The following is a 24,126-nucleotide window of genomic DNA, read 5'->3' as shown; positions in this document are numbered from 1 at the left end:
CCTGGATCCCCTTTAAACCAAGTAGTCTAGCGCTAAAGTGGTGTTCGTTTTGAAACCCTCTGCAAAACCCGTTCCAATTTTTCGACCAAAAAGATATTCCCTGCTTCTGATTTGTTCAAAATAACCGCTGTTTAACGGCGTAACAACGGTTCCATCAGACGGTAAAAATTGACTTTGGTAGCATTCTAGGGCGTCCATTTTTTGCTCATACACATTCGTCACATCGACACAAAAATCAGGCTCGACAAAATCGTTTATAAAATAATAGAACACCGATTGCGGACGATGGGCCGCTCCTGTTTCAGGGGCATAATGACGAATGCCCGCGCTAAAAGCCGCCTCGCGAACCAAACGGCTAGCATGTTCATGGTCGGGATGACGATCTTTCCAAAAAGGAGCAAAAATCAATTTCGGTCGCAGCTGCCGAATGACGGCGACAATCGCCCGAATCTGCTCATCGCTGACCCGTAACTGGCGATCGCCAAGTTCCAGTTGAATCCGTTGCTCGGCGCCCAACGTCTGACGAGCCGCTTCCGCTTCGCGTAATCTCGTTTCCACGTCCCCATTCGACGACAGTTCCGCCAATGTGAGATCGCACAAAGCGATTGTCCTTCCTTGCAAACGATGTTTCAGCAGCGTTCCGCCTACCCCAATTTCAATGTCGTCAGCATGCGCCCCGATTGCCAAAATATCAATCGTCATCTAGGTCGATCGCTCCTTTGTATTTATCAACGGTCTCGCGCCAATCGAAAAAACCTTTTTCAACCGCCATTAACAACAGCTCCGCTGTGGCCGCATTCGTCGCCAACGGAATACCGTACACATCGCACAAACGAAGCAAGGCGCTGACATCTGGTTCATGCGGTTGAGCCGTTAACGGGTCGCGGAAAAAAATGACCAGATCAAGCGCGCCTGTCGCAATGAGGGCTCCGATCTGTTGGTCGCCGCCCATCGGTCCCGACTTCAATCGTTCAAGCTGCAAGTTGGTATTTTCCATAATCCGCAGGCCCGTCGTTCCTGTTGAATACAAGTTATGTTCCGAAAAAATTTGTTCATAGGCAATCATAAAGTTGACGAGTTCTGTTTTCTTTTTATCATGGGCAATTAAGGCGATATCCATGTTTTTTCGCTCCCCTTCGTGCTCGTTATTCCATAATTTGGTCTAAGCCGTAAACTAACCCTTCAATCTCCATCACCTTGTTGATCGCTAACCGAATGCCTGGCATAAACGATTCGCGGTTGATCGAATCATGACGGATACTTAACGTTTGCCCGGTATGTCCAAACAACACTTCTTGGTGGGCGACCAAACCTGGCAAGCGGACACTGTGAATTCGAAAACCGTTTACAACCCCGCCACGCGCGCCGTCGATTACTTCCTCTTCTTCTGGGTGGCCTTGCTTTAATTCTGGGCGCGTTTCTTGAATCATTTCAGCTGTTTTAATCGCCGTCCCAGACGGAGCGTCTAGCTTTTGATCGTGGTGCATCTCGATGATCTCCACATGCGGCATATATTTCGCCGCCTCGCGGGCAAACTTCATCATCAAAATCGCTCCGATCGCAAAGTTGGGCGCAATGATCGCTCCGACCCCTTTTTCCCGACAAAGCTTGTCCAAACTCTCGATATCTGCCGCGCTGAACCCAGTTGTGCCGACAACAGGACGAACCCCTAAACGCAGCGCCGTTTCCATATTTTCCTTCGCGGACTGTGGCGTCGTCAGATCGACCAACACATCAGGCTTCGTTTTCTCCAATGCTTCCGCGACATCGCCAAAATAAGGCGCGCCATTTTCCTCTGTATACACTGAGCCAGGACGGCCGATTTCTGCGACAAGCGTAAACGCCTCATCCGCATGAACCATTTTCACCGCTTCGACTCCCATTTTCCCTTTTGAACCTGCAATCGCTACTTTTATCGTCATCGTTCTCTCCTTTTCCGAACCTCTTTATCTTATAAGCTTAGTCTATGTACAACGTCTATTTTCCATGTTTCGGCGGATGTTACGAAAAAAATCTGGACATCTGTCCGCCAAGCCGCAAATAATTTTGTAATCGATTGTTGTTTTCAAATTATACAGGAAACAAAGATACTTGGAAAGAAGCGCCGCCTATTCCTGTTCTTTCCGCGTCCAACGATTTGCGTCCCTTGTATTAAACTTATGCATCATTTTATAAAATGACTCTTCTAAATCAATATTTAATGAATTGGCGAAGCAAGTCAAAATGAACATGCAGTCAGACAACTCCATTTCGATACTGTTTTCTTCTTCATCATCGCGCTTCGGTTTTTCGCCATAATGATGATTGACCTCACGAGCCAACTCCCCCGCTTCTTCCGTCAAGCGAGCCATTAATGACAACGGGCTAAAATATCCTTCTTTGAATTGAGAGATGTACTGATCGACTTCGCGCTGCATCCCCTTGATCGTTAACTCTTTGTTCATCGTTCTGCCTCCCTTTCCTATTCCAACATTTGTTACAATATTATAACATGCGTTTATTAGCTTCATCTATAATTGGACATCCTGACATTATACAGAATAACGGTAGACTGTTGCGCTGTAGGCCCTTTAGTGGAATTTTAAAGTTTTTGGGCCCAAAGAGTAGCTTGCAGATTTTTAAGGGAAAAATGGACGCGTTGATTCCAACTTTTGAGGTGGTAAAAGACGATGAATACGATAGAGACTCATTTTAAAAATGTATTTATGATTTTGGTCGGCTCAGCGATCACAGGCTTTGGCATTAATTATTTTAACATTGCGAACCATTTAGCTGAGGGCGGCGTAACGGGGATTACAATTTTACTGAAGTTCATTTTCAACTGGGATCCTGGGTTAGTCAACCTCGCTTTAAATATTCCATTGCTTATTTTAGGATGGCGGACATTGGGCCGTCTCTCTCTGATCTATACTGTAATCGGCACCGTTTCTTTGTCTGTGTTTTTGAGTCTGTTTAGCTCTTTTCGACTTCCTTTGGATGATTCGCTGTTAGCGGCTTTGTACGCGGGGGTGACTGTTGGAATCGGACTCGGCATCGTTTTTCGCGCCGGCGGGACAACAGGCGGCGGCGACATCATCGCCCGGATTTTAAATAAATATAAAGGGTGGAGTATTGGGCGCGTCATCTTTATGGTCGATGTATTTGTAATCGGACTGTCGTTGTTGTACTTGAATTTAACGGGAGCGATGTACACGCTCGTTGCTGTGTTTATCGGCACCCGCGTGATCGATTTCGTGCAAGAAGGCGCTTACTCGGCAAAAGCGGTGACGATTATTTCCGATAGCAATCAACATATCGCCAAAAAGGTGTTGAAGGAGATGGAGCGAGGCGCAACGTTGTTAAATGGCCGCGGCGGTTGGACAGGCAGCTCGAAGGATATTCTCTATTGCGTCGTGAATCGGAATGAAATTGTGAGGCTCAAAGCGATTGCGCATGCGATCGATCCCTATGCCTTCATCATCGTTAGCGACGTCCGCGAAGTGCTCGGTGAGGGCTTTACCCACGACGAAAACAAACGGCCATTGAAAGAGGCTTAGGGTCCGATCCGGGATGGGGAGAGCGGTCAAGCAACCACTGATGGAAACATGGGCGGGCGGGCCGAGATTGGGGAGGGAGTGAGCGCTAGCTGACGGATCAAGGTAGGGCTAATTCTAAAGGGAGATAAGACCTTTACAGACGAGACCACCGCATACAGCCCAGCTCTAGCGGGAGTTGTGACCTTACAGAGGGATAGGAGATGATTTTCAAGGTGGAATCCCACGCTAAAGGGAGATATGACCTTTACAGACGAGAACACCGCTTACAGTCCAGCTCTAGCGGGAGTTGTGACCTTTACAGAGGGATAGGAGATGATTTTTGCGGGGAATCCCACTCTAAAGGGAGATATGACCTTTACAGACGAGACCACCGCATACAGCCCAGCTCTAGCGGGAGTTGTGGCCTTTACAGAGGGATAGGAGATGATTTTTGCGGGTAATCCCACTCTAAAGGGAGATAAGACCTTTACAGACGAGACCACCGCATACAGTCCAGCTCTAGCGGGAGTTGTGGCCTTTACAGTGGGATAGGAGATGATTTTTGCGGGTGATGGCTCGAGGTCCGAGCTTAATCGTTTGATGAACGACCGAACAACGACACCGAGCTCGGACGGATTCTCATTAGGATAATGATCAATCGCTCAGAGTACTGACAATCCCGCCGAATCACTTAAAAAAAAATTCCTTCGATCATGTCTTTCCTTTAAACGATATCGTTTTTTGACGCGTTTTGATATTAACATTTATTTTGTATATCCCAAATAACTTCATTTGCATCCAAAACCTCAATATAGATCGGGATATTTTCTCCGCTACCTACTTCTATGAAATTATTTGGATTTTTATATTCTTTAAATAATGCAAGATGAAATTCTCTGTAATTCGGATCATCCATTTCCAAACCGTTCGTTGAATCATACATCGTCTCAAATTCATAGATGGCTTTTTCACCGTTGTCCCAAATTACTTTTAATAAAGTTCCATTTTGATATCGGGACAATACGCTTACAACTTCCTCCCTATGTATACTCATTTTTTCCACCCCTTTCCATAAAAATAATCACTTGCAGAAAATATGGTTGCCACTTTACTAGGAGGTAATAACGTTTCTGCCTAAAAAACGTTGCGAAATAGAGCCTCCGCACACCAAATCTCTCATTGTCCACACTGGATAGCCTCCCCTGCGCTAGGTGAGCAATCGCGCAACATTTTTCCAAACCAGATCGTCCAAATCTACAAAGGAGGGGAAATTAAAATGAATAAGATACTCACAGCTATATTCTTGCTTTGCATTACCGCTTGCGGGGCGCCGAATCAGATGGATCGCGGCGATCACTTACAGGATTCCGATGTAACAAACACAACGGATGAAACTGTTGAGGGTGACTTCGTCTTCCGACTCGTGAGTGAAAAAGGCGCATATGAGGTAGGAGAAGAGATCAATTTATACGGTGAACTAGAGTACATAGGCGACAAAGAAGAAATCACGATTCATCACTCCTCATCTGCTATTCTTTTTCCAATGCGCGAGCAGACGAGAGGATATGAAATCGATTACCCCGTCAATGATATTGGATTGACCACAACGCTTAAAAAAGGGAGCGTGACCCCTTATCGAGAAAAATACGCAAAAAGCGGAGGATTCAGCGCCGATCAGGACCCGATGGATTATGTGATGTTTATGGAAGATTTTTTAAATACGGATGATTTTCCACCTGGCAATTACATTGTACATGGCGTCACCCAGTTCTCCAGTGATTCAGGGGAGGATCGAGATCAACAAAGATTTGCGATCAAAGCAACCGTCAATTTTAAAGTGATTGACTAGCGCAACTCTTTTTCCATCATTTGATGTCCTGATGCTCCCTATCATAACACGAGTTTTGACAACTAACTCCAGGTAATTGTTTTACTCACGCTTATTTAGTTGGACTTTTGTCAACTACGAGTGACGGTCAACGCCCCTCACTTTTCCATGCAGTGAGTTCCAACGCGTCTACATGACCGCGCCCACCTCAACAAGCAACAAAAAAGCAAGCGTCATCGCTTGCTTTGTCCCTATTCACTTCAAGCAGCATTACCCCTTTTACATTTGAAACCGTGTACCGCGATACATCCGCCAGGCAACATAGGATAACGCCGTGAATAGAATCAGGCTGATCATGGAGATCATCGCTATCGGCGAGTTACTGTTCATATACAGGGCAAGGGTGTTTTGTTCTTTGCCTAAAAAGAGGTTGCCTGTGACTTCTTGCAATTGCTGTAATGAATTTTGCGTAGCTTCCCAGTCGACATCTTGTCCATGGGCTTGTTGATTGATGAATTGATAGATCGAGTCCATCATTTGGATCGTCGATGGCGTCTGATTTAAGGCGATGGCTGGTTTAAGCGTTGAATACAATTGATAGTTTAGTTGCAACGATTTACGCAATCCTTCTTGTCGGGATCGCCCCGCTTGATTCATCATCTCGCCAACCTGTTGCGAATAAGTAGAATGATAGCTTTTCCAAATCGGTTGGTTCGGATGTGATAAGGCATCGACAAGAATTCGGATCTGCTTGGCCCGCAAAATGGCTTCCTTTTTATCCGGTGTCACGTCGGCTAACGCCTTTTTTCCCTGGACGATCGTTTGCGTGGCGAGTTCTAGCGCCTCAATACTGATCCGCCGTTCTGTTCCGATATGTGTAAACAGCTCCCCTAACTGTTCTAGTTTCCCTTTGGCGTGGGCTAGTTGTTCCTGTTCGACGAGCGTCACGATTTCTTGAGAAAGGCGGTCTAAGGTCTCCATGTTATTTTGCTGATTGTTTCTTCCCTCGGATTCTGCGGCAGTTACCGTTCCCGCTACCGTTTGACTGAAACTAGAAAAAATTGCCAGGAAGATGATGATTGTCCATTGTTTCCACTTTTTTTTCAACTTGTACCCCTCCCCTGGGTGAACGCAACGTTTGCTATCTACTATTCATCTTATGGGGAGGTGGACAAGATTAGACCCCTTTTTTAGGTCTCACAACAAGATAGATGATCGTCAAGGATAGAACCGTTAGTAAAAAGGTGAACCAGCCGACAGTCGAAACGTGAGAGGGGTACATCACCGATGGCAGCCAAGGATGCAAGCCGACCAAATAGTCCATTGCGTCATTCCAGACGAGCCAGATCGCAACGGGCAGCAAGTGGATAAATCGAATCGTATAAAAGCGAGCGTAGAGCAAGCTTTCAAAGGCCATTCCCCCGTGTGAAAAAATCAGCATGTAGTCGGTCCATTGCCGTTCTCCGCCTAACGCCCAGCCCCAAATAATGACCGCGACTGCCCACACACCGTATTTTAGATTGGTCACAGCGGCAAACGCTTCTAAACTCGGAAAGCTGCGTCCAAGCCACAACGCGATCAAAAAGAGCGTGAAAAGTCCGCTAGCAGCGGGACTGTCAGGGACAAACACACGCAACAGCGCCGGCTCCGTTTGGGCTAACTGGTTTTTGTACCAATAGAAGCCGTAGATAGTCCCTAAAAAGTTGACGACGATTAAACTGCCTAGAAACCAAGATTTTTTCAAAGATGACCTGAACCATTGCATGAACAATCTGTTGTTCCTCCCAAATTTTGTCTCAAATAATGATAAAAAAACTGACTGCCGATACAACTGCAGTCAGTTTCATATTTTAACACATCATCTTTACTTTTGTTCAGCCAAGAATTCGACTAATTGATCTAATTCTTCATCCGTGCCATCGAACATTCCAGCAGACATAATGCCTGCCCCGTTGACAATGACATCCTTAATCTCATCTGCCGACAATCTTGAACCGACATCCGTTAACGGGGGTCCGCCGCCTCCGGACATATCCGCGCCGTGACAACTAACACAGCTCGTTTGAGCCGCCCAGATTTCAGCGCCAGGATCATCAGAATCAAGTTCTGCCGCTGGGGGCGCAGCTGCTCCGCCCGAATCCCCGCCAGGTTCTCCAGCCTCAGCCGCTGCTTCTGCTTTACTTGCTTCCATTTTTTTGTATCCGTCCATTGCCTCCCACGTTAAGAAAGCAACGCTGATTACACCTAGAAACATCAAGCCAGAAGCAACAGGACGTTTTGTCCATCTACGCTCAGGTCCGCGGTCCAGGAACGGGGCTAACATCAAGCCACCGAACATTAATCCCGGAAGCACCACAGTTCCCATTAGAACCCAAGGAGTCCCTGATGCCCAAGGATATTTTAACAATTGATAAAGGAATAAAAAGTACCAGTCGGGCAGCGGTGTAAACGACGTGTTCGTCGGATCCGCCATATCCGTTAATGGCGCAGGCTGACTCACCGTCAAAATTAAATAACCCATTAAAGCAACCGCTGCAACCATCCATTCTTTCAGTAGAAAGTTAGGCCAAAACGCTTCCGTTTTACCCGGAAATTCAGAGTAAGATGGCGAAATGTTCGGATGTTTTTTCGCGGGAACACGCGAATCGCCGACATATTCGATCTTTGTCTTATCGTTGTTTGCCATTGCTCATTATACCTCCTTCTTCTCGTCGATTAACTATTCTTCTAAATTTTATAGAGGTCCAGAAATACCTTGTCTACGAATAATTACAAAGTGCGCCCCTAGAAGCCCCAATAATGCGCCCGGCAAGAAGAATACATGAATCGCAAAGAAGCGAGTAAGCGTTTGAGCGCCAAGAATATCTCCGCCTGTGAGTAGGGTTTTGATAAAGTCTCCGATAAACGGAACCGTAGCAGCAATCTCTACCCCTACTTTTGTCGCAAAATAAGCTGTGTTATCCCAAGGTAATAGATACCCTGTAAAGCCTAAACCTAACATGGTAAAGAAAATCATCATTCCAACAACCCAGTTTAACTCACGTGGATGCTTGTACGACCCGGTGAAGAACACACGAAGTGTATGTAAAAACATCATGACAATGACGAGACTGGCTCCCCAGTGGTGCATTCCGCGAACAATGACACCGAACGCCACTTCATTCTGTAAGTACTTTACAGACTCATAAGCGTGAATGACGTCTGGAACATAATACATCGTTAAAAACATACCGGATAAAATTTGGATGACTGTAATAAAGAAAGTCAATCCGCCAAAGCAGTACACGAACGCAGAAAAATGATGCGCCGGGTTCACATGCTCAGGCACTTCATGGTCGGCAAGATCGCGCCACATCGGTGTAATATTGAGGCGCTCATCGACCCAATCATAAACTTGCTTGATCATCTAAACTTACGCCCCCTTTACTGGATTTGGCTGCGGCTTACCAAGGTAAACTTTGCCTTCTTGCACATCTACTTCATACACGTCTAACGGCGCTAACGGCGGCGTGTGCGGCACGTTATTCCCGTCCTTCGTGTAGAAGCCGTCATGGCATGGACAGAAGAAATGGTCCGGATGCGATTGATTCGTATTCCATTGCACCGTGCATCCGAGGTGCTTACAAATTGGCGATAAAGCAACAATCTCTTCCCCGCGCTTGTAGACCCATGCGGACATCGGCGTTTCTGTCTGGTACCAACCATCAACTGTTTTAACTTTAAAGTCAAAACGTTGCGGTTCGCCGCTCAACTCGTCCACTGTCGTAACAGGGACCAAGTCTCCCTCTCCCGCCCCGCTTTTCAATGCGGGATCTAGAGCGAAACGAGCCATCGGAGTGATCATTCCCGCTGCTAGAAACCCGCCGGTTCCCATCAGCATGTAGTTCAGGAATGTCCGCCTGGAAATGTCTTTCTTACTCATTGATTCTTGACCTCCTATCCTTACATCTAAAAAAGTCCATTCTGGACAACATTAACACGATGATAACACTAGGACATACCAATCATAAGAAAGGATTTCTAAAGTGTCAAGAATATCTTTCCTTCCACTTTGTGAACAATTTGTGACAACTGTTCAAATTTTGTAATAATTGCGACTGGTAATCCTTTTTTTACATTGCTAAGTTTGCGCTGACTTGTTTTTCCAGCGTTCCATAATCAGATTCGTCAGCTTCTTCCCTTCTTTAACCATTGTCGCTAAATCTTCCTCATCTTCGGCTCGTCCCAATAAATAAACAGACAACCCTTGCTCCTCCAATTTCTCCGCCAAAAGAGGGTTCGTCGTCACACATTGCTGGTAACGAAACGGCTCGCTAATCAATAGATCATATCGCCACTCCGGGTCTAGCGCATATAGCGTAGGAAATAGCAACACTCTTCCTGTTAGTTGCCGTTCCGTATAGACGCAAATCTCCTCCAACCACTTTTGTTCCTTAACGACATCAACGCCGATTTGCTCCACTGAAAATGAAAAAATTGGGATTAAAGCCGTATCGATAAACTCTTTTTCCGCTTCAAATTTCTCTATATCTTCAGCTGTCCATCGCATTTTTCGTCCCCCTTCCCTACATCCATTACGTCTCATGGTAATGTTTTCAGAATTCTTTGCGAATAACATGTGTCGAAATGTAAAAAAACCCGGGGTCTTCCCGAGTTTTTATGTTTATATTGTTTGTAACTGATCTAAGCTATGTTTGTCAACGGTTGTTCTCGTGTAGATCGCCTGCCCAACGACGTAGTTCATTCCATTCCTCGGTCAATTTCATAAATAACGGCTTGTCCCGCTTTACGAGGGCCGCGTCGATCTGCTCTGTCAACTCTTTTAAACGATTGCTTCTCATCAGCTGATCAATCACCAATTCCGTCATCAGACTTGCCGCCATATTATCTTGCGTAACGCGTGGTTGTGTTTGTCCTTGGCGCTCCGTTTTGCCTCGTCCTTCCAACACGATTAAATATTGCGGACAGCTCATCCGATCTTTAAAAAAGATATTAATATAAACATCTTCATTCGGATTCTCTTTTATATCATTGAAAGCTTCCTCTACATCATAGTTCAATCTCGATTTCTTTTGGTATAAAAAAGGGGTTGCATGCGAACAAACCGTGGAAATAATCATTGTCTTCTCCCGATTATACAAGTCATCGGTAAAGTGAACTTTTTCAAGCAGACGGTCATCCGTAAGAAAATAATTAAACAGCCACGATCCTTCATTTTTCTTAAATTGATAGTTATTTAAAAACCAACGTATAAATTCCCTTTTTGCTGAAATGGTAATCGCTTCACCCATCGAATGAACCTCCTTACGGTTTTACATTTATTGAAAATACCAATGATTGAAATCGTCTGTTTTCAAACGCTAATTTTCGGGATCTAGGATGATATCTTTCATTGCAGATCCTTCTACTGACTCTAATAACTTTTGTCCGAGCGTCGTTGTCTGATAAAGAAGCGGGGCCCCCCCCGGTTCAGCCAACCCTTTGCGCAATAGTCCGAGATGAACCATCATTTTTAAAATACGCTGCCTTGCAATGCTGTCAGGTTGATCATAATAAAAAGCGCGAACGCGAGGTGTAATCATCTGAAGGAGTATCTCTTCCGAAACCCACTGCTGAGCCGCGCGGCCAATCAGTCTTGTCAACATCGGCAGACCGACCACCGGACGTTTGTACAATCGCAACCAGAATTTGTACAATTCCATTGCCAACCACTCAGCTGGCAGCTCATTCGCTTCCTGCGCTTCATTTGTCACATACAAACAATGCCCCGGCTCTTCGCGAATATATCCTCTGTAGTAACAAAAATCATAGATGAGAGAAAATCGATCCGGGTATTCTCGAAAATGACGACCGTACCCAAAACGCCAGCCGCCTTTTTCAATCGGCTCTTCTTGCGCGGCAAGCAATTCAAATAACTGCTGTTGGTTTCTGCGATAAATGACGCCTTCGACCGTCAAGGTCGGTTCATGATCCAACACATAGCGTAAAAACAAACGCATATCTTCGATCATTGCAAACCCTTCATCCCGATACGCATAAGGTTGCGGATACGCTGGTTGCTCGCCCAATTCGCGGCGTAAAATCTCATCCGCCCAAATTTTTCGCATATCCGCGGGAACTTCAAAAGATGAACTCGCCTGGCGAGTGACCCCTCTGAAAACCCATCCTTTTTTTAATGCCACTGAAACGAGCTTACGGTATGTTGCTCGATCCAATTCTTGCGGATATGAAAATTTCGCCTTCACCCGCAAATCTTCAAGCGAAAATTGTTGTCTGCCATCCAATACGATGTGCATTAAAAAGTTGAATTCTGCCTGATTCAACCCGTCAAGCTGTTGTTCAATGCTGCTCTGTCTTTTGATGGAGGCAAGTAACGATTGAATCAGTTCGTTTTTCGAATTGATGTTGCAATCGCAAGCATATGCGCGGGCCAACTCATGCAGCTGATCAATGTCAGCGTAGCTCAACATTTCTGCGAGGCGCAACGTGCATCCCTCCTTCATCTTATTTTCATTATTGACCGTACCCGCCCGCTGTTATACCCAATGTTTACCAACTTGCGCGAATATGAAATGGGCAGTGCCGTTCTAAGATAGCGAATTTGCAGGAGAAAAACCGATGAAGACAGACTCTACTCAATTTTGAGCGCAAACGCGTCGTCATACTGGCGATGAAGACCAGCTCTACTCAATTTTGAGCGCAAACGCGTCGTCATACTGGCGATGAAGACCAGCTCTACTCAATTTTGAGCGCAAACGCGTCGTCACACTGGCGATGAAGACCAGCTCTACTCAATTTTGAGCGCAAACGCGTCGTCATAGCGGCTCTTCTCCCTTTTCACCCAGCCCGCCAACGCAAAAAGAGCGCTGCCCGCTCAACCGCAGACAGCGCTCTTTTACCTATTAATAATACTGCTTGCCATGGGAAGGGCCCCAGTGGCCACCATAGCTAGAGCAATGGGAACTGCTTTCCTCACAATGTGAATGATGCTTTGTAATGTGATGATGGTGGTAGTAGTGCTTATAATGTTTGTGCGTGGTACACATTGGTTTTTTCGTGCACCCGCATCTCCTTCGAGGTCTTCTGCACAATCCGCATCTTCTTCGACGCTTATAGCCCATCATACCTGCCCCTTTCCAACGGTGATAGTTTAACTTATGATTCATCCCGTCTGCAGGTATAGGCGGATCGACTAGGAACGGCAATTTATCCGCAGGTGTCTAGTTGAGTCGCGAATCGTACAAACGAGCCTGCCATTCTTTTCCTTGCTCATGTTGCTCGTCCAACGCGAAGAGGTGTTTTAAATAATTTTTAGCTTGCTCCAGGTCATCCATCAAAAAATGAAGTTCAACTAATTTCAAATAAATCGTGTCTTCATGCTCATTGCGGCTCAACGCTTGTTCAAAAACAGTTCTGGCCGCATCGAGACGGTCTTCTTTTTGCAAGGCTTCCCCTTTTACTTGATAGGCGCCAAGGTGGTCTTCGTCCAACGCTAACAATTGATCGCACAGCTCGATAGCGACTTGCCCTTGATCAAGTTGCAACGCGGTCACAGCGCACCCTAACAATGCTTCCTCTGACACAGGGTCCGCCGCGCGGACAGCTTGAAACAACGTATACGCTTCCTCAAAGCGTCCCATCTGGCTAAACAGATTCCCTTTGCTAATCGCGACTCTTTGTTCGTATTCCGTGCCCTTCAGTTGTTCAAACAAATCGAGCGCTTTTTCCCACTCACCTAAATCAACATAAAGTTCACTCAGAATGAACGCGACATCGGGTTCATCTTCATGCGTTTCCAAAATGCGCTCCAAGTAACGGCAGGCCACTTCAGGCAAATTTTGCATCAAATAAAGATCCGCCAGCAACACGGATACGCCAATATGATCGGGCTCAAGCTCCAAACATTGCAACAGTTCGCCCATCGCTTGGTCCAACTGCCCGACGTCAATCAGCATTTCCGCTCGCAACGCCCGAATTTCGATTTGCATGTCTGTTGATACGTCATGGAAAAAAGGTTCTAGCTCAAGTAGCAAAGTTAAAGCGGTGTCGAGGTGACCCAGTTCATAAAAAATATCCGCGAGTTGAAAAGCGACCTCAGGATCTTGTCGCGCGTAAGCGAGCATCCCCCGTAATTGCCCCAGCCCCTCCTCTACTTCTCCCGTTTGAATTTGTTCAATCGCCCGCTCAATTTGTTCGTAAATTGTTCCGTTCAAACTCAACGCCCCTTATCCTCTTTTTTCGTTGTCTGCTCATAAAATGGTGGTTGTTATTCAGTCACAAAAAAGCCGTCCTGATTCCAGTACGGCTTCTAAAAATAAACGTAGCTATCCCGTCCGCGACAACCAGCTCATCGACACGACGGTAATCATAATCCCTAAGAAACCACCGACTAACCCGACGTTCGGCGCGGTCGCTTCCCGGTAACGGTTAAACTGCAGTGGATCGCCAACCCCGGCGATCATATGATACCGAATATCTTTTTTTGCGGCTGGCTCAGGCTGTTTGGAGCTTGCCGATAATTGGTCGATCGACAACACGACGTTGGATGCGGTTAGCTGCTGCCAATCCCCATCCACGACGATACCGCGATCCGCCTCTAGCGTCGCGTACATGAGCAAGCCAAAGACCAACATAAATAATATAGATAATGTCGTTACCCATCTTTTCATGGATGGCGGCAGTCGAAAAACGCGACGCGTAATCGGAAAAGACCATCTCTCTTCTTTGGCCAAACGGGCCATAACACCCTCCGCCGTCACACTCGATTCCAGCCCATCCACCTTTGCAGGTCGCGACTCGTCTGCAAATCCCATGTTGAATAGAACACTGCTTTCTTTCCAGATCACAGATTCCATTCGACAGTTTTCACAAATCCGTAAATGATGCTTCATCGCTCTCATCGAATGTTCGGGTAACGTTTGTTCGACATACCCCGCCATCAAATGAACAGCATCTGAGCATCTCATGTTTTCGTCAACCCCTCCGCGCTGCCTTCTTCAACAACGTAGGCTTCTAATTGATTTTTTATACTTGTTCGAGCTCGAAACAACAAAGATTTCACCGAACTTACCGTTGAATCTAACCGATTCGCAATTTCTTTATAATCACGATCTTCATATTCGCGTAAAATGATCGCCTGGCGTTGTTTATCCGGCAAATTGCCAATCGCTAGCCGCACCAACTTTTCCCGTTCTGTGCGTAACAACTCATGCTCGGGCAACTGTTCATAGGTAGTGATCGGATCTAATTTACTATCCTCAATATACACTTCAGAATTACGGCTCTTACGCAACTCGCTTAAAACCGTATTCCGAGCAATCGTATACAGCCAAGTCGAAAAAGAAGCTTCCTCATCGCGAAACGTTTGTAAACTCCGATAGGCTTTATAAAATGTTTCCTGACACAAGTCCTCGGCGAGGTGATCCAGATGGGTTGTATTTAACATATGTATGATGAACGCCATAATTCGCCTTTCATACCGCTTGATGATTTGCTCGTAATATTCGACACGACCATCTTTAATTTCTCTGATCAACTGGGAATCTGATAACATCTCTGTTTCCCTACCTCCTCGATAAACTAACGGACGAATACAGATCGCCCTTTTGCCCCTATAGACGTCGCCGTTTGGAAAAAGGTTGCGCCATTACGCGTTTATTTTCTCACTATGTAACGATATTCGTCAAAGTTTGTCGGATTCCTGCAAAATTCCAAAAAAATATATCTTCCCAAAGATTAGGAAGATAGTCGATTCAATCGGTGACTCGTTAATAACTAAATGCATATGTGCGATGGCGCGTTAATAGTCGCCCTGCCCGCGGTTGAAGGCCTTGTTCGGCGACAGGCTTGCCGCTAATCCATGTTTGATCCGGTTTAAAAAGCGTTCCCTGTCCACTTACTAAATGGCGCTTGGCAACGAGTAAAAAATCAGCGTCGGCTCCGACCCGCAACGATCCTTTTTGCGGATAAATACCGAATAATTTAGCGGGGATGCTCGCCCTTGTCTTCACGAGTCGAATTAAAAAAGAACGCGCTTCACATTCACTTATCAACCGCGGCAAGCGATATTCTTGCGTATCGAGCCAGTACCCTCCGAATACGAGCGGATCCCGTTTGCTAACGATTTTTTCCCAGGCGGTCAGCTGTGGTCCCCCGCTCACTTTGTACACATCCCGCGAACGCGGCGGACGCCGATGTCCTGAAAAAGGAACGATCAGCGGCACTTCGCTCAATTGCGGCAACGGATCATCCGCTTTGTCTACTTCAAGCACCATGCCATATCGTCGCAAACGGCATTTCCACCGTTGCCAATCGATGGCATTGACCATTGTCGACGGCAACGTGACTACCTTTACTTGTTTGCGTTGCAATTCCTCAAGTAAAGGAATACTCAACGGCTCCGTTAACGTCGCTTGAAACACGTAATCATACGGGAATAAAGCGACAGGGGCGCGCTCAGCGCTTTCTAATGAACGAACATAAGCCGTCACCCCGTGCCCATCATGCGGATCCGCCCCTGCTTGGTGTTGACTCGAAATAAACCCTGGCAGCGCATAATATGATCTCGCATCGATGATCCGTTCCGCTCCGCTTAGTCGAATTCGCTGCTTGATCGCTTCAATTTTTCCATCCACAATCAACATGTCCTCTTGCTTTAAACCACCGCCGTATACGAGCGTTCCACCTTGAATAATCGTCCTCATACTCGTCCCACCTTCATTCGTTTTCGAGCCTGATCCCAAAGTTGTTGTTCATCGGCTATTTCAATTTTTCTGCCAAGCGCTAAAAATAGGAAACTGGCAGCAATCGCAAATACATCCGTCCCATGATAAGCCATCAAAATCAAGCGGGTCGGTTCAGCCAAAAGTCCGTACCACCCTTCCGTAAACACATGCCCCCAATCCAACATTAGCCGACTCTTGCGCAACCCTTCGAACAAGACGTGCAGGGCGAACGGGAGTTGCACGATAGAATGAAGTAGAAAATGGGTCGACCAATGAAACTGAAAAACGCGTTTACCAAGGTATCCTTGCAACGTAAACAGCAAAAAAGCGCACCCGCCAAACAAGATAATCATCACTTCATAAATTTTTGATATCAGATCGTTTTGAGGAAATAAGTTCCATAAAAGAAAGGGAATGACCCATATTTTTATGAATACCATCAAAGATAAAAGCCCGATTGTCAGGCATAAATATACAATGTACTTCCGCAAAGTCGCTTTCCTCCTTATGCTTGGCAAAGATCCGAGGCTTGTTTGTTTAAAGATATGTCGGCAACGGTTGAAAGATGACAAGCTAGTAGGGCTTTCGGGTTATTTTTTATATTTTGTCACTGTTTTTTAAGCTGTTTTTAAGCAAAATGGGGTTAAATAGAGGATGAACAGGAGAAACAAGCTACTGAAAAGAATGTTTCGGTTAAGACCCGCCTCGGATATCATAGGTAGAGGCGGAATGGATTGAACGAAAGGATGGGACTCGGATGAACGTAAAAACAGTGAAGACAATCATTATTTCATTTGTCGCGGGGGCGTTTTTAACAGGGGGCTTTTGGCTGGGGGTGCAAAACGCATCCTATTTTAAGGAAACGTCAACAGCGGATCGCTCCACGACTTCTAATGCGGACAACACGCAAAAAGGCGCGGTCAAAAATGTGTCCTTAATGGAGACAACGGGCAGCAATGTGATTGCCGACATGTTGGACCTCGCGGGACCCGCCGTCGTTAAAATTGAAACAGAGTCGACACGACGCGGCTCTTCGAATCGCGATCTGTTTTTCCGCCATTTCTTTGGCGAAGACTATCAGATTCCGCAACAAGAACGGACGACCCAATCACTCGGAACGGGGTTTATCATTAGTAAAGACGGCTACATTTTAACAAATCACCATGTCGTCAACGGCGCCCAACAAATCAAAGTCAACATGAGCGGAGCGGAACAAAAATATACAGCAAAAGTGATTGGACAAGATCCAGAACTCGATTTGGCGGTGTTAAAAATTGATGCGGGCAAAGAGCTACCGATCCTTGAGCTTGGCAATTCCGACCAAATTCGCGTCGGCGAATGGTCGGTCGCAATCGGTAATCCATATGGACTCGATCATACCGTCACTGTCGGGGTGATCAGCGCCAAGCAACGTCCACTCAACATCGGGCAAGCCCGCTTCAAAGATTTATTGCAAACAGATGCGTCGATCAACCCTGGCAATAGCGGCGGACCGTTGCTAAACTTGAGTGGGGAAGTAATCGGGATTAATACGGCGATCAATGCGGAAGGACAAGGGATCGGGTTTGCGATTCCGATCAACACGGTCCAGGAAGTACTTGACGATCTGATCAACAAAGGAAAAGTGGCTCGCCCATGGCTCGGTATTTCGATGCAAGATTTGACGCCTGAACTGGCACGTTACTTAGAGGTAGATGTGAAAGAAGGAGCTGTGATCGGCTTTGTATCGGAAGGCAGCCCCGCTGAAAAAGCAGGTCTGGCCCAAGGGGATATTATAGTGGAAATTGATAAGCAAAAGGTAACATCCAGCGAGCAACTCGCTGAAATCATCGGCAATGCAAAAGTCGGCGACCGCCATCAACTTTTACTGTTGCGCAATGGACAGATGAACACGGTGAGCGTCACGATCGGCGAAAAGAATTATAATAGTCAGTAACAACACCCACTATCGCCTCAGGCCCAGCCTGGGGCTTTTATGTAAAAAAAGGCAGGTGAATTTCTCGGCTATGGATAAAGATCACATTTTAGTCGTTGACGATGATCATAAGATTACGGCGATGCTGAAACGGGCATTAGAGTACGAAGGCTATGTTGCGCGCATTGCGCATAGCGGCGAGGATGCTTTGATCGCCTTGTTTGAGCAACCGTTCGATCTGATTATCCTCGACATTATGCTACCGGGGCTAGACGGTTGGGAAACGTGCCGTGAAATACGGGCCCATGCAACTACACCAATTATCATGCTCACCGCCAAAGACGAAGTCGAGCAACGTGTCAAAGGCTTGGACCTCGGCGCCGATGATTATGTCGTCAAACCGTTCGCCTTAAACGAATTGCTGGCCCGCATTCGAGCGCAACTGCGCCGAAATCAGCCCGAATTGGAACAACAAACGGTATTCCAATTTGCCGACATTACCTTGAATAGCGAGAGTCGCGAATGTCAGCGGGCCGAACGCCCTGTCAATTTACGCGGCAAGGAGTTTGATCTGCTGCATTATTTCATGATCAATCCAAATAAAGTGCTAGCTAAGGAACAAATCTTAAACCAAATTTGGGGCCGCGACTATGACAAAGAATCGAATGTAATTGAAGTCTATATCGCCGCGCTCCGCTCCAAACTTGAGCGCCAGCAACAGCCCCGCCTGATTCATACCGTGCGCGGTCTTGGTTATATCCTCAAGGAGGAAGCGTGACATGCCGATTCGCTTGAAACTGGCCCTCTGGTACAGCGGCGTTTCTTTTTTGATCATGAGTTTATTTTGTTCTTATCTATATCTCTTTTTTACACACCGAGAAGTCGGGCAAATCGATGCCCACTTGATGGAACGAGCCCAGGAAGTGCGCAACTCGATCACCTTCATCGACGCTTACCCGTTTCCAATGCAACGACTTGTCCTGCCTGATATTGATGTATTCGCCTCCGCGGAAGTGTTTTTGCAAATTGTCGATCGACACGGCAATCCACTGTCCCGTTCAGATACGCTCGGCGGACATACGTTGCCGATCAGCGAACGCGCCCTCGGACAAATGGTTAAGCGGGAAACGTATTTCGAAACGAAACGGGTCCACCAAACGTTGTTACGCATTTTTTATGAACCATTATACGTAAAAAGAGAATTAGTTGGCATTTTACAAGTTGCCGAATCTCTTTACAGTTTTCAACGGGCGCAGGCCACGTTGAAATGGCTATTAGCAATCGGAGCGTTAACGATCACCGCCATTTCCGCGGCGGTCGGCTGGTTTTTGGCGGGCAAAGCGTTACAACCAATTCATCGGATCATCGACACAACCGCTTTGATTGAACGGACCGGAGCGTTGCGCCAACGGATCGACTACACAGGACCGCCCGACGAGATCGGCGAACTTTCAACACAGATCAATCAAATGATGGACAAAATTGAAAATATGTACTCCGAATTGGAAGAAGCTTATGACGCCCAACGCCGTTTCGTCGCCGACGCGAGCCACGAGTTGCGCACCCCGCTCACCTCGATCCGCGGCAATATGGACTATTTGCGCAAATTGTATCTCGAACAAAACGTTTTTTCAGTGGAAGCAGCCGATGACATTATCGAGGAATTAGAGCGGATTTCAAGGATGGTCCACGATTTATTAGCGCTAGCGAGAGCCGACGCTGGCTACAAAGTCCCGATTGAGTCACTGCCTGCTCGCGAACTAGCGACAGATTGGATCGAACTCGGTCAGCGCTTAGCCAACGGTGGGACTGTCGCCTTTGCGCGCGATTCACTGGAGAAATTGGATGGGATCACCATCCGCGGCAACCGCGATTTTTTGCGGCAAGTCTTTTTAATTATTTTGGAAAATGCATTTAAGTACACAGAACAAGGGAGCGTCTGTTTATCGTTTCAAACGAGGAAAGCCGATAATCAAGTTAGCTTCACCGTTACGGACAGCGGGATTGGGATTCCCGCGGAAGATCTGCCGCGCCTGTTCGATCGGTTTTATAGAGGGACAAGAGCGCGGAACTATCAGGGAACTGGGCTTGGCCTATCGATTGCCAAATGGATTATCGATCGTCATGCGGGAACGATCGAAATCAGCAGCCAAGCTGGACAGGGCGCGACCGTTATCGTCACCCTGCCTAGCGGCTAGCGATCAAATCTTATTTTAGGTGGCTCACTTTCCCGATCAAAGCGCCAACGACATCTAACATTTCAGTTGTCTGATTTAAAGTTGACATCACTTGTTTTCGACTTAGCTTCAATTTTGGAATTTTAAGGTTCGGTGATCCTCCCGACAGCGACCGTTTTGTCTGATGCGCTAGCCCCTTGACAGCCCCGATCCGTGACGCTGGCTGTTGGCGATGTTGCTGTATTGGTTGGCCTGGGCGCTGCAGCGTTGGAAGTGGACGTTGACTGCTTGACGGGCGCGACCGTGGTGGTGGAGTAACAGTTTTGTCGAACAATGCTTTAATGTTACCAAGCAATCCGCCGCCACGACGCGCCTGCGGTTGAGCAACCCCTGTCGTGACGGAGGCAGAGGGGCCTCCTCCTTTTTCTTTTCGAGATGGAACAGAACTTGCCGCCGACTGAACGGCGCTCCTCCTTTTACGACTACCACGCCGCTCCTCCCTCTCTTTCATTAACTCCTTCATAAAAAGTTGACTTTCCCGAACAATCTTCTGATTATCGACCGGTTGGTCCGAACGGAAATGCTTCATTCCCTCAGGATGCCGCGTTAAATAGAACAAAATCTCTGGATTCGTTTTTAACCTCGCATGATTTTCCTTCATCCATTGCTGCAGAACGGGGTTCGTTGCTAGCAGTAATTTAAACTCCTTCTTTCTCATCTTTACACCCCTTACCTTTTCAAACACTTTTTACCTGTGATCATCATATGGGCTAACGCTCGCTAGCGCTTCGACATTCGCCTACAAAAACGCAAGTTGGGCTCCCTTTACAAATTGGGCGGGTGGATCGGGACAGATGCCCATACCAACATTTGCAACACGGCGTAGTATGTTAGTGTTCACGAGGAACAAAATGAATCTTCTAAAGGAGGACTTCTTCAATGAGTCATTACAGCGGTGGATTGTTCGGTGACGACGGCTTCCTAATCATTCTGGTGTTGTTCATCCTCTTAGTCATCGTATTCTCTGGCTTAGATTAATCCCGCAAATTCAATCACATTCATGCGCAAATAAATTTCATTGTTTAAAAAATAAACGAGGAGGAATTCATTTATGAGCATGTGGAATGGATCTTTTGGCGGAGACGACGGTCTATTAATCATTTTGGTGCTGTTCATCCTCTTAGTCATCATATTTGCTGGCTGGGACTAATACTGAGCTAGGAAAGCAACTGTTTAGTTAATGGAAAAAATAGCATAAATTAAAAAATACAGGGAGGAATTCATTTATGAGTATGTGGAATGGAGCTTTTGGCGGAGACGACTGTTTACTAATTATCTTGGTGTTGTTCATCCTACTCGTCATCGTTTTTGCTGGCTTCGATTGCTAATCTTTGACGCGAGTCAATAGACACGCTATGTGGTAATCTACCTAGCGGGTGAGAAAAACGCGTCGTTTTTCTCACCCGCTTTAATGGATGGTAGTGGACAAGCTCTTATTCTTCGGCCGTAAGCTTGCTAGTTATTTGAACAATTGATTTACTTTTTCCTCATCACCCACCTGCTTTTGGATAAGTGATTTTAATTCTTCCTCACTTCGAAATTCTCTCATATCTTCCCCGAGCCAATTTTTAAATTTTTCTTTCGTTATAGTGTATTCCCGATCATGGAAATGAAACGTAATCCAATCCACATTTTGAATCAGCGCAAATAAAAATGTAGCGTTATAAATAACCGCTTCTTTACCATTTTTATCAGATTCGTCCATGTCATAATTTAAAATAATGCCGTAGGGCTCCTCTTCTGTTTTCAATTCAAACCCTTTAAAATGGTCGGCTTTCTGCAAGCGGCTTACAATATTCCCTACTGCGCTCGCATTTCCAACATAAGCATCTTTAAATTCAAATAAATCTCCAGCATAACCGTCCGTTATTTCAACTGGTTCTTCACTTCCGCTGTTTGAATTACAACCACTCCCAATTAAAGTGGCTAAAAACAAAAAAAATGAGATTTTAAGTGTTTTCTTCATTCGTTCCCCTCCTTGAATCAACTTTAAAATGGTAATCACTACTTTCCTGATATTACGCCAAAATGAGTTTCCTCTCCATTCCTAAATAGCTTAATTTTTTCATATTTCTTTTTAAGTTTTACCTGGTATAAATGGTTGTGTCTCAATGATGGATCGGAATAATTATCGGTTTCATTACTAGTATATAAAATATGTAAGGTATCACCGTTTTCCTTAACATCAAAATCTATAAAATGAACCGCTTTTTCACCCTGTTTTACAATCGCGCCGTTTAAGTACACATAAATCACTTTTGGACTATTCAAATAAAGATGGACTCCATTCACCTGTTCAACACTTTTTAAAAATGATTGGATGTCTGCGCCAACGTCTATTTCCTTTACGGGGAAAAAAGATGATTCAGATCCACACCCAGATAACAAAAGAATACTTACAAGTAACGCAATAAAAAATCTCATAGGATGGATCCCCCTATCAATATTTGACACAACCATTACGCGGTGATTTACGAGAGGAAACCGTTCTGATCAGCCTCATCAGGTACAGTCCACGTCGAAATCCAGTGAGATTTGGTCATGATCCGCGATCCAACAAAAAAGGCGCCACAGGGCGCCTTTCCTTTAATCACACTTTCCAATCTTATCTATCGCTCTACAACCGCAGCTAATAGCTCGCCGAATCCCGGAAATGAAATGTCGATCGCCGCCGCGCCGGAAACGGTCGTTTCCCCTTCCGCGACGAGTCCAGCTACAGCCATCGCCATGCCGATGCGGTGGTCGCCGTGACTATGACACGCCGCCCCCTGCAATGGGCGTGGGCCTTCAATTATCATCCCGTCATCGGTCGGTTCGATCGACGCCCCCATTTTACGTAGTTCGGCAACAGTCACATCGATGCGGTTCGTTTCTTTTACTTTGAGTTCAGCGGCATCTTTGATGACTGTCCTCCCTTCCGCTTGTGTGGCAATTACAGCGATAACCGGGATTTCGTCAATTAACCGCGGGATTATTTCGCCGCTGATTTCGATTCCGCGCAATGGGGCATGCTCTATGTACAGGTCCGCGACCCGTTCGCCGCTCTGTTCCCGCTCATTTTGGATCTCAAGTTTTGCCCCCATTTCAATCAACACATCAAGAATGCCTGTGCGCGTCGGGTTGATCCCGACATTTTTGATCAATAGGTTGCTGCCTGGAACGATAGCCGCCGCCGCCAATAAAAAAGCCGCGGAAGAAATATCGCCGGGCACATGAATCTCTTCCTGTTGCTGCAACGTTTGACCGCCCTCAATCGAGACACCGCCCGCAAAGGTTTCCAATTTTACGCCGAATGAAGAAAGCATCGCTTCGGTATGATCGCGTGACAGATGCGGCTCATAAATGGTCGTCGTACCGCTTGCTTGCAATCCAGCCAGTAAAATCGCGGATTTCACTTGGGCGCTTGCGACCGGTGAATGGTATTCGATCCCTTGCAATCCGCCGCCGCGAATCGAAAGCGGAGTGAATTCACCGCCCCCGCGCCCATCAATCCGAGCGCCTAACTCACGCAACGGTTGCGCGATCCGATTCATCGGACGTCCTGCGATCGACTCATCGCCAATCAACACGGAATGGAACGGGCGTCCCGCCAATATCCCCGCCATCAAACGGATCGTCGTGCCCGAGTTGCCCACATCCAAAATATTGGCGGGCTCTAGCCAGCCATCCATGCCTTGACTATCAACCGTCACCTGATCGCCGCGAGCATGGTCAATCACCACGCCCATTTTTCGAAAACAATCGATTGTGCTCATACAATCCGCGCCAGGCAAAAAACCCGATATATGCGCTTTCCCTTTTGCCATTGAACTAAACATGACGGCCCGATGCGAAATTGATTTGTCGCCGGGCACGGTAATCTCACCTGCTACTTGCTTCACTTTCGTTGTCGTTAGCATCTTTTAAA

29 protein-coding genes are annotated in these 24,126 nt (G+C 46.4%); 7 read left to right on the top strand and 22 right to left on the bottom strand.

Annotated features, from left to right (window positions below; genetic code table 11):
- Positions 1-12 precede the first annotated feature (12 nt).
- The 4 genes from bshB1 to BEP19_RS03315 form a co-directional block, all read right to left on the bottom strand.
- Positions 13-702, bottom strand: coding sequence for a bacillithiol biosynthesis deacetylase BshB1 (gene bshB1, locus BEP19_RS03330; protein ID WP_120188417.1), 690 nt, complete (start codon positions 700-702; stop codon positions 13-15).
- Entirely contained in the window at positions 692-1,120 is a 429-nt protein-coding gene (gene mgsA, locus BEP19_RS03325; protein WP_120188416.1) for a methylglyoxal synthase, read from the bottom strand. Before mgsA ends, bshB1 begins: the two co-directional genes overlap by 11 nt.
- Before the next feature lie 25 nt (positions 1,121-1,145).
- Entirely contained in the window at positions 1,146-1,922 is a 777-nt protein-coding gene (gene dapB / locus BEP19_RS03320; protein ID WP_120188415.1) for a 4-hydroxy-tetrahydrodipicolinate reductase, read from the bottom strand.
- A 186-nt stretch (positions 1,923-2,108) separates the two neighbouring features.
- A complete protein-coding gene (locus tag BEP19_RS03315; protein WP_120188414.1) occupies positions 2,109-2,444 on the bottom strand; it encodes a nucleotide pyrophosphohydrolase in 336 nt (111 codons plus the stop codon).
- Positions 2,445-2,669: 225 nt separating this feature from the next.
- Here BEP19_RS03315 and BEP19_RS03310 point away from each other — a divergent pair, with 225 nt between their 5' ends.
- Positions 2,670-3,536 carry a YitT family protein gene (locus BEP19_RS03310; RefSeq protein WP_120188413.1) on the top strand — a complete coding sequence of 289 codons (867 nt, stop codon included), beginning with the start codon at positions 2,670-2,672 and terminating at the stop codon, positions 3,534-3,536.
- Positions 3,537-4,272: 736 nt separating this feature from the next.
- On the opposite strand, the gene BEP19_RS03305 is transcribed toward BEP19_RS03310, so the two are convergent.
- Positions 4,273-4,569: a hypothetical protein gene (locus BEP19_RS03305; RefSeq protein WP_120188412.1), complete on the bottom strand. Its 297-nt coding sequence runs from the start codon at positions 4,567-4,569 to the stop codon at positions 4,273-4,275.
- A 222-nt stretch (positions 4,570-4,791) separates the two neighbouring features.
- Between BEP19_RS03305 and BEP19_RS03300 the strand changes: the two genes are divergently transcribed.
- Positions 4,792-5,364 carry a hypothetical protein gene (locus BEP19_RS03300; protein WP_120188411.1) on the top strand — a complete coding sequence of 191 codons (573 nt, stop codon included), beginning with the start codon at positions 4,792-4,794 and terminating at the stop codon, positions 5,362-5,364.
- A gap of 258 nt (positions 5,365-5,622) precedes the next feature.
- Here BEP19_RS03300 and BEP19_RS03295 read toward each other — a convergent pair whose 3' ends face one another.
- The 13 genes from BEP19_RS03295 to BEP19_RS03235 form a co-directional block, all read right to left on the bottom strand.
- Complete coding sequence (locus BEP19_RS03295; protein ID WP_120188410.1) at positions 5,623-6,450, bottom strand: sporulation protein YpjB; 828 nt, start codon at positions 6,448-6,450, stop codon at positions 5,623-5,625.
- 70 nt (positions 6,451-6,520) lie between these two features.
- Positions 6,521-7,108, bottom strand: a complete 588-nt coding sequence (locus BEP19_RS03290; protein WP_120188719.1) for a DUF1405 domain-containing protein — start codon at positions 7,106-7,108, stop codon at positions 6,521-6,523.
- A 99-nt stretch (positions 7,109-7,207) separates the two neighbouring features.
- The gene (locus BEP19_RS03285; RefSeq protein WP_120188409.1) at positions 7,208-8,029 is read right to left on the bottom strand and encodes a menaquinol-cytochrome c reductase cytochrome b/c subunit; all 822 of its coding nucleotides are present in this window, start codon (positions 8,027-8,029) and stop codon (positions 7,208-7,210) included.
- A 48-nt stretch (positions 8,030-8,077) separates the two neighbouring features.
- A complete protein-coding gene (gene qcrB / locus BEP19_RS03280; RefSeq protein WP_120188408.1) occupies positions 8,078-8,749 on the bottom strand; it encodes a menaquinol-cytochrome c reductase cytochrome b subunit in 672 nt (223 codons plus the stop codon).
- A 6-nt stretch (positions 8,750-8,755) separates the two neighbouring features.
- Complete coding sequence (locus tag BEP19_RS03275) at positions 8,756-9,265, bottom strand: QcrA and Rieske domain-containing protein (protein WP_120188407.1); 510 nt, start codon at positions 9,263-9,265, stop codon at positions 8,756-8,758.
- 198 nt (positions 9,266-9,463) lie between these two features.
- The gene (locus BEP19_RS03270) at positions 9,464-9,892 is read right to left on the bottom strand and encodes a DUF2487 family protein (RefSeq protein WP_170145236.1); all 429 of its coding nucleotides are present in this window, start codon (positions 9,890-9,892) and stop codon (positions 9,464-9,466) included.
- Between the two features lie 148 nt (positions 9,893-10,040).
- The gene (locus BEP19_RS03265; RefSeq protein ID WP_120188405.1) at positions 10,041-10,634 is read right to left on the bottom strand and encodes a YpiB family protein; all 594 of its coding nucleotides are present in this window, start codon (positions 10,632-10,634) and stop codon (positions 10,041-10,043) included.
- Positions 10,635-10,703: 69 nt separating this feature from the next.
- The gene (locus BEP19_RS03260; RefSeq protein ID WP_120188404.1) at positions 10,704-11,828 is read right to left on the bottom strand and encodes a hypothetical protein; all 1,125 of its coding nucleotides are present in this window, start codon (positions 11,826-11,828) and stop codon (positions 10,704-10,706) included.
- A 735-nt stretch (positions 11,829-12,563) separates the two neighbouring features.
- Positions 12,564-13,556, bottom strand: a complete 993-nt coding sequence (locus BEP19_RS03255; protein WP_147393759.1) for a tetratricopeptide repeat protein — start codon at positions 13,554-13,556, stop codon at positions 12,564-12,566.
- A 111-nt stretch (positions 13,557-13,667) separates the two neighbouring features.
- Positions 13,668-14,309, bottom strand: a complete 642-nt coding sequence (locus tag BEP19_RS03250; protein ID WP_120188402.1) for a zf-HC2 domain-containing protein — start codon at positions 14,307-14,309, stop codon at positions 13,668-13,670.
- Entirely contained in the window at positions 14,306-14,896 is a 591-nt protein-coding gene (locus BEP19_RS03245) for an RNA polymerase sigma factor (RefSeq protein WP_120188401.1), read from the bottom strand. The genes BEP19_RS03250 and BEP19_RS03245 overlap by 4 nt, the downstream gene beginning before the upstream one ends.
- A 214-nt stretch (positions 14,897-15,110) precedes the next feature.
- A complete protein-coding gene (locus BEP19_RS03240) occupies positions 15,111-16,046 on the bottom strand; it encodes an amidohydrolase family protein (protein ID WP_120188400.1) in 936 nt (311 codons plus the stop codon).
- Complete coding sequence (locus BEP19_RS03235; RefSeq protein ID WP_120188399.1) at positions 16,043-16,558, bottom strand: hypothetical protein; 516 nt, start codon at positions 16,556-16,558, stop codon at positions 16,043-16,045. The genes BEP19_RS03240 and BEP19_RS03235 overlap by 4 nt, the downstream gene beginning before the upstream one ends.
- Positions 16,559-16,824: 266 nt before the next feature.
- Between BEP19_RS03235 and BEP19_RS03230 the strand changes: the two genes are divergently transcribed.
- The 3 genes from BEP19_RS03230 (at position 16,825) to BEP19_RS03220 (ending at position 20,180) form a co-directional block, all read left to right on the top strand.
- Positions 16,825-18,003 (top strand): S1C family serine protease, encoded by a 1,179-nt coding sequence (locus BEP19_RS03230; protein WP_120188398.1) that lies wholly within the window; start codon positions 16,825-16,827, stop codon positions 18,001-18,003.
- A 70-nt stretch (positions 18,004-18,073) separates the two neighbouring features.
- A complete protein-coding gene (locus BEP19_RS03225) occupies positions 18,074-18,760 on the top strand; it encodes a response regulator transcription factor (RefSeq protein WP_120188397.1) in 687 nt (228 codons plus the stop codon).
- Position 18,761: 1 nt separating this feature from the next.
- Entirely contained in the window at positions 18,762-20,180 is a 1,419-nt protein-coding gene (locus tag BEP19_RS03220) for a sensor histidine kinase (protein WP_120188396.1), read from the top strand.
- Positions 20,181-20,190: 10 nt separating this feature from the next.
- Here BEP19_RS03220 and BEP19_RS03215 read toward each other — a convergent pair whose 3' ends face one another.
- Positions 20,191-20,877, bottom strand: a complete 687-nt coding sequence (locus BEP19_RS03215) for a hypothetical protein (protein ID WP_120188395.1) — start codon at positions 20,875-20,877, stop codon at positions 20,191-20,193.
- Positions 20,878-21,098: 221 nt separating this feature from the next.
- Here BEP19_RS03215 and yjcZ point away from each other — a divergent pair, with 221 nt between their 5' ends.
- Both yjcZ and BEP19_RS03205 read left to right on the top strand, forming a co-directional pair.
- The gene (yjcZ, locus tag BEP19_RS03210) at positions 21,099-21,197 is read left to right on the top strand and encodes a sporulation protein YjcZ (protein ID WP_120188394.1); all 99 of its coding nucleotides are present in this window, start codon (positions 21,099-21,101) and stop codon (positions 21,195-21,197) included.
- 73 nt (positions 21,198-21,270) lie between these two features.
- Positions 21,271-21,369 (top strand): sporulation protein YjcZ, encoded by a 99-nt coding sequence (locus BEP19_RS03205; RefSeq protein ID WP_120188393.1) that lies wholly within the window; start codon positions 21,271-21,273, stop codon positions 21,367-21,369.
- Between the two features lie 309 nt (positions 21,370-21,678).
- Here the strand turns inward: BEP19_RS03205 and BEP19_RS03200 are convergent, their stop codons facing one another.
- From BEP19_RS03200 to aroA, 3 genes are all read right to left on the bottom strand, one after another.
- On the bottom strand, positions 21,679-22,185 hold the full coding sequence (locus tag BEP19_RS03200; protein ID WP_120188392.1) for a DUF4825 domain-containing protein: 507 nt from the start codon (positions 22,183-22,185) through the stop codon (positions 21,679-21,681).
- A 38-nt stretch (positions 22,186-22,223) separates the two neighbouring features.
- On the bottom strand, positions 22,224-22,643 hold the full coding sequence (locus BEP19_RS03195; protein WP_120188391.1) for a hypothetical protein: 420 nt from the start codon (positions 22,641-22,643) through the stop codon (positions 22,224-22,226).
- A 185-nt stretch (positions 22,644-22,828) separates the two neighbouring features.
- Positions 22,829-24,118, bottom strand: a complete 1,290-nt coding sequence (gene aroA / locus BEP19_RS03190) for a 3-phosphoshikimate 1-carboxyvinyltransferase (RefSeq protein ID WP_120188390.1) — start codon at positions 24,116-24,118, stop codon at positions 22,829-22,831.
- Positions 24,119-24,126: the final 8 nt, after the last annotated feature.

The organism is Ammoniphilus oxalaticus (assembly GCF_003609605.1).
Taxonomy (GTDB): Bacteria; Bacillota; Bacilli; order Aneurinibacillales; family RAOX-1; genus Ammoniphilus; species Ammoniphilus oxalaticus.
Note: the sequence above shows the minus strand (reverse complement) of the source record. Positions and strands in the feature narration are given on the sequence as shown.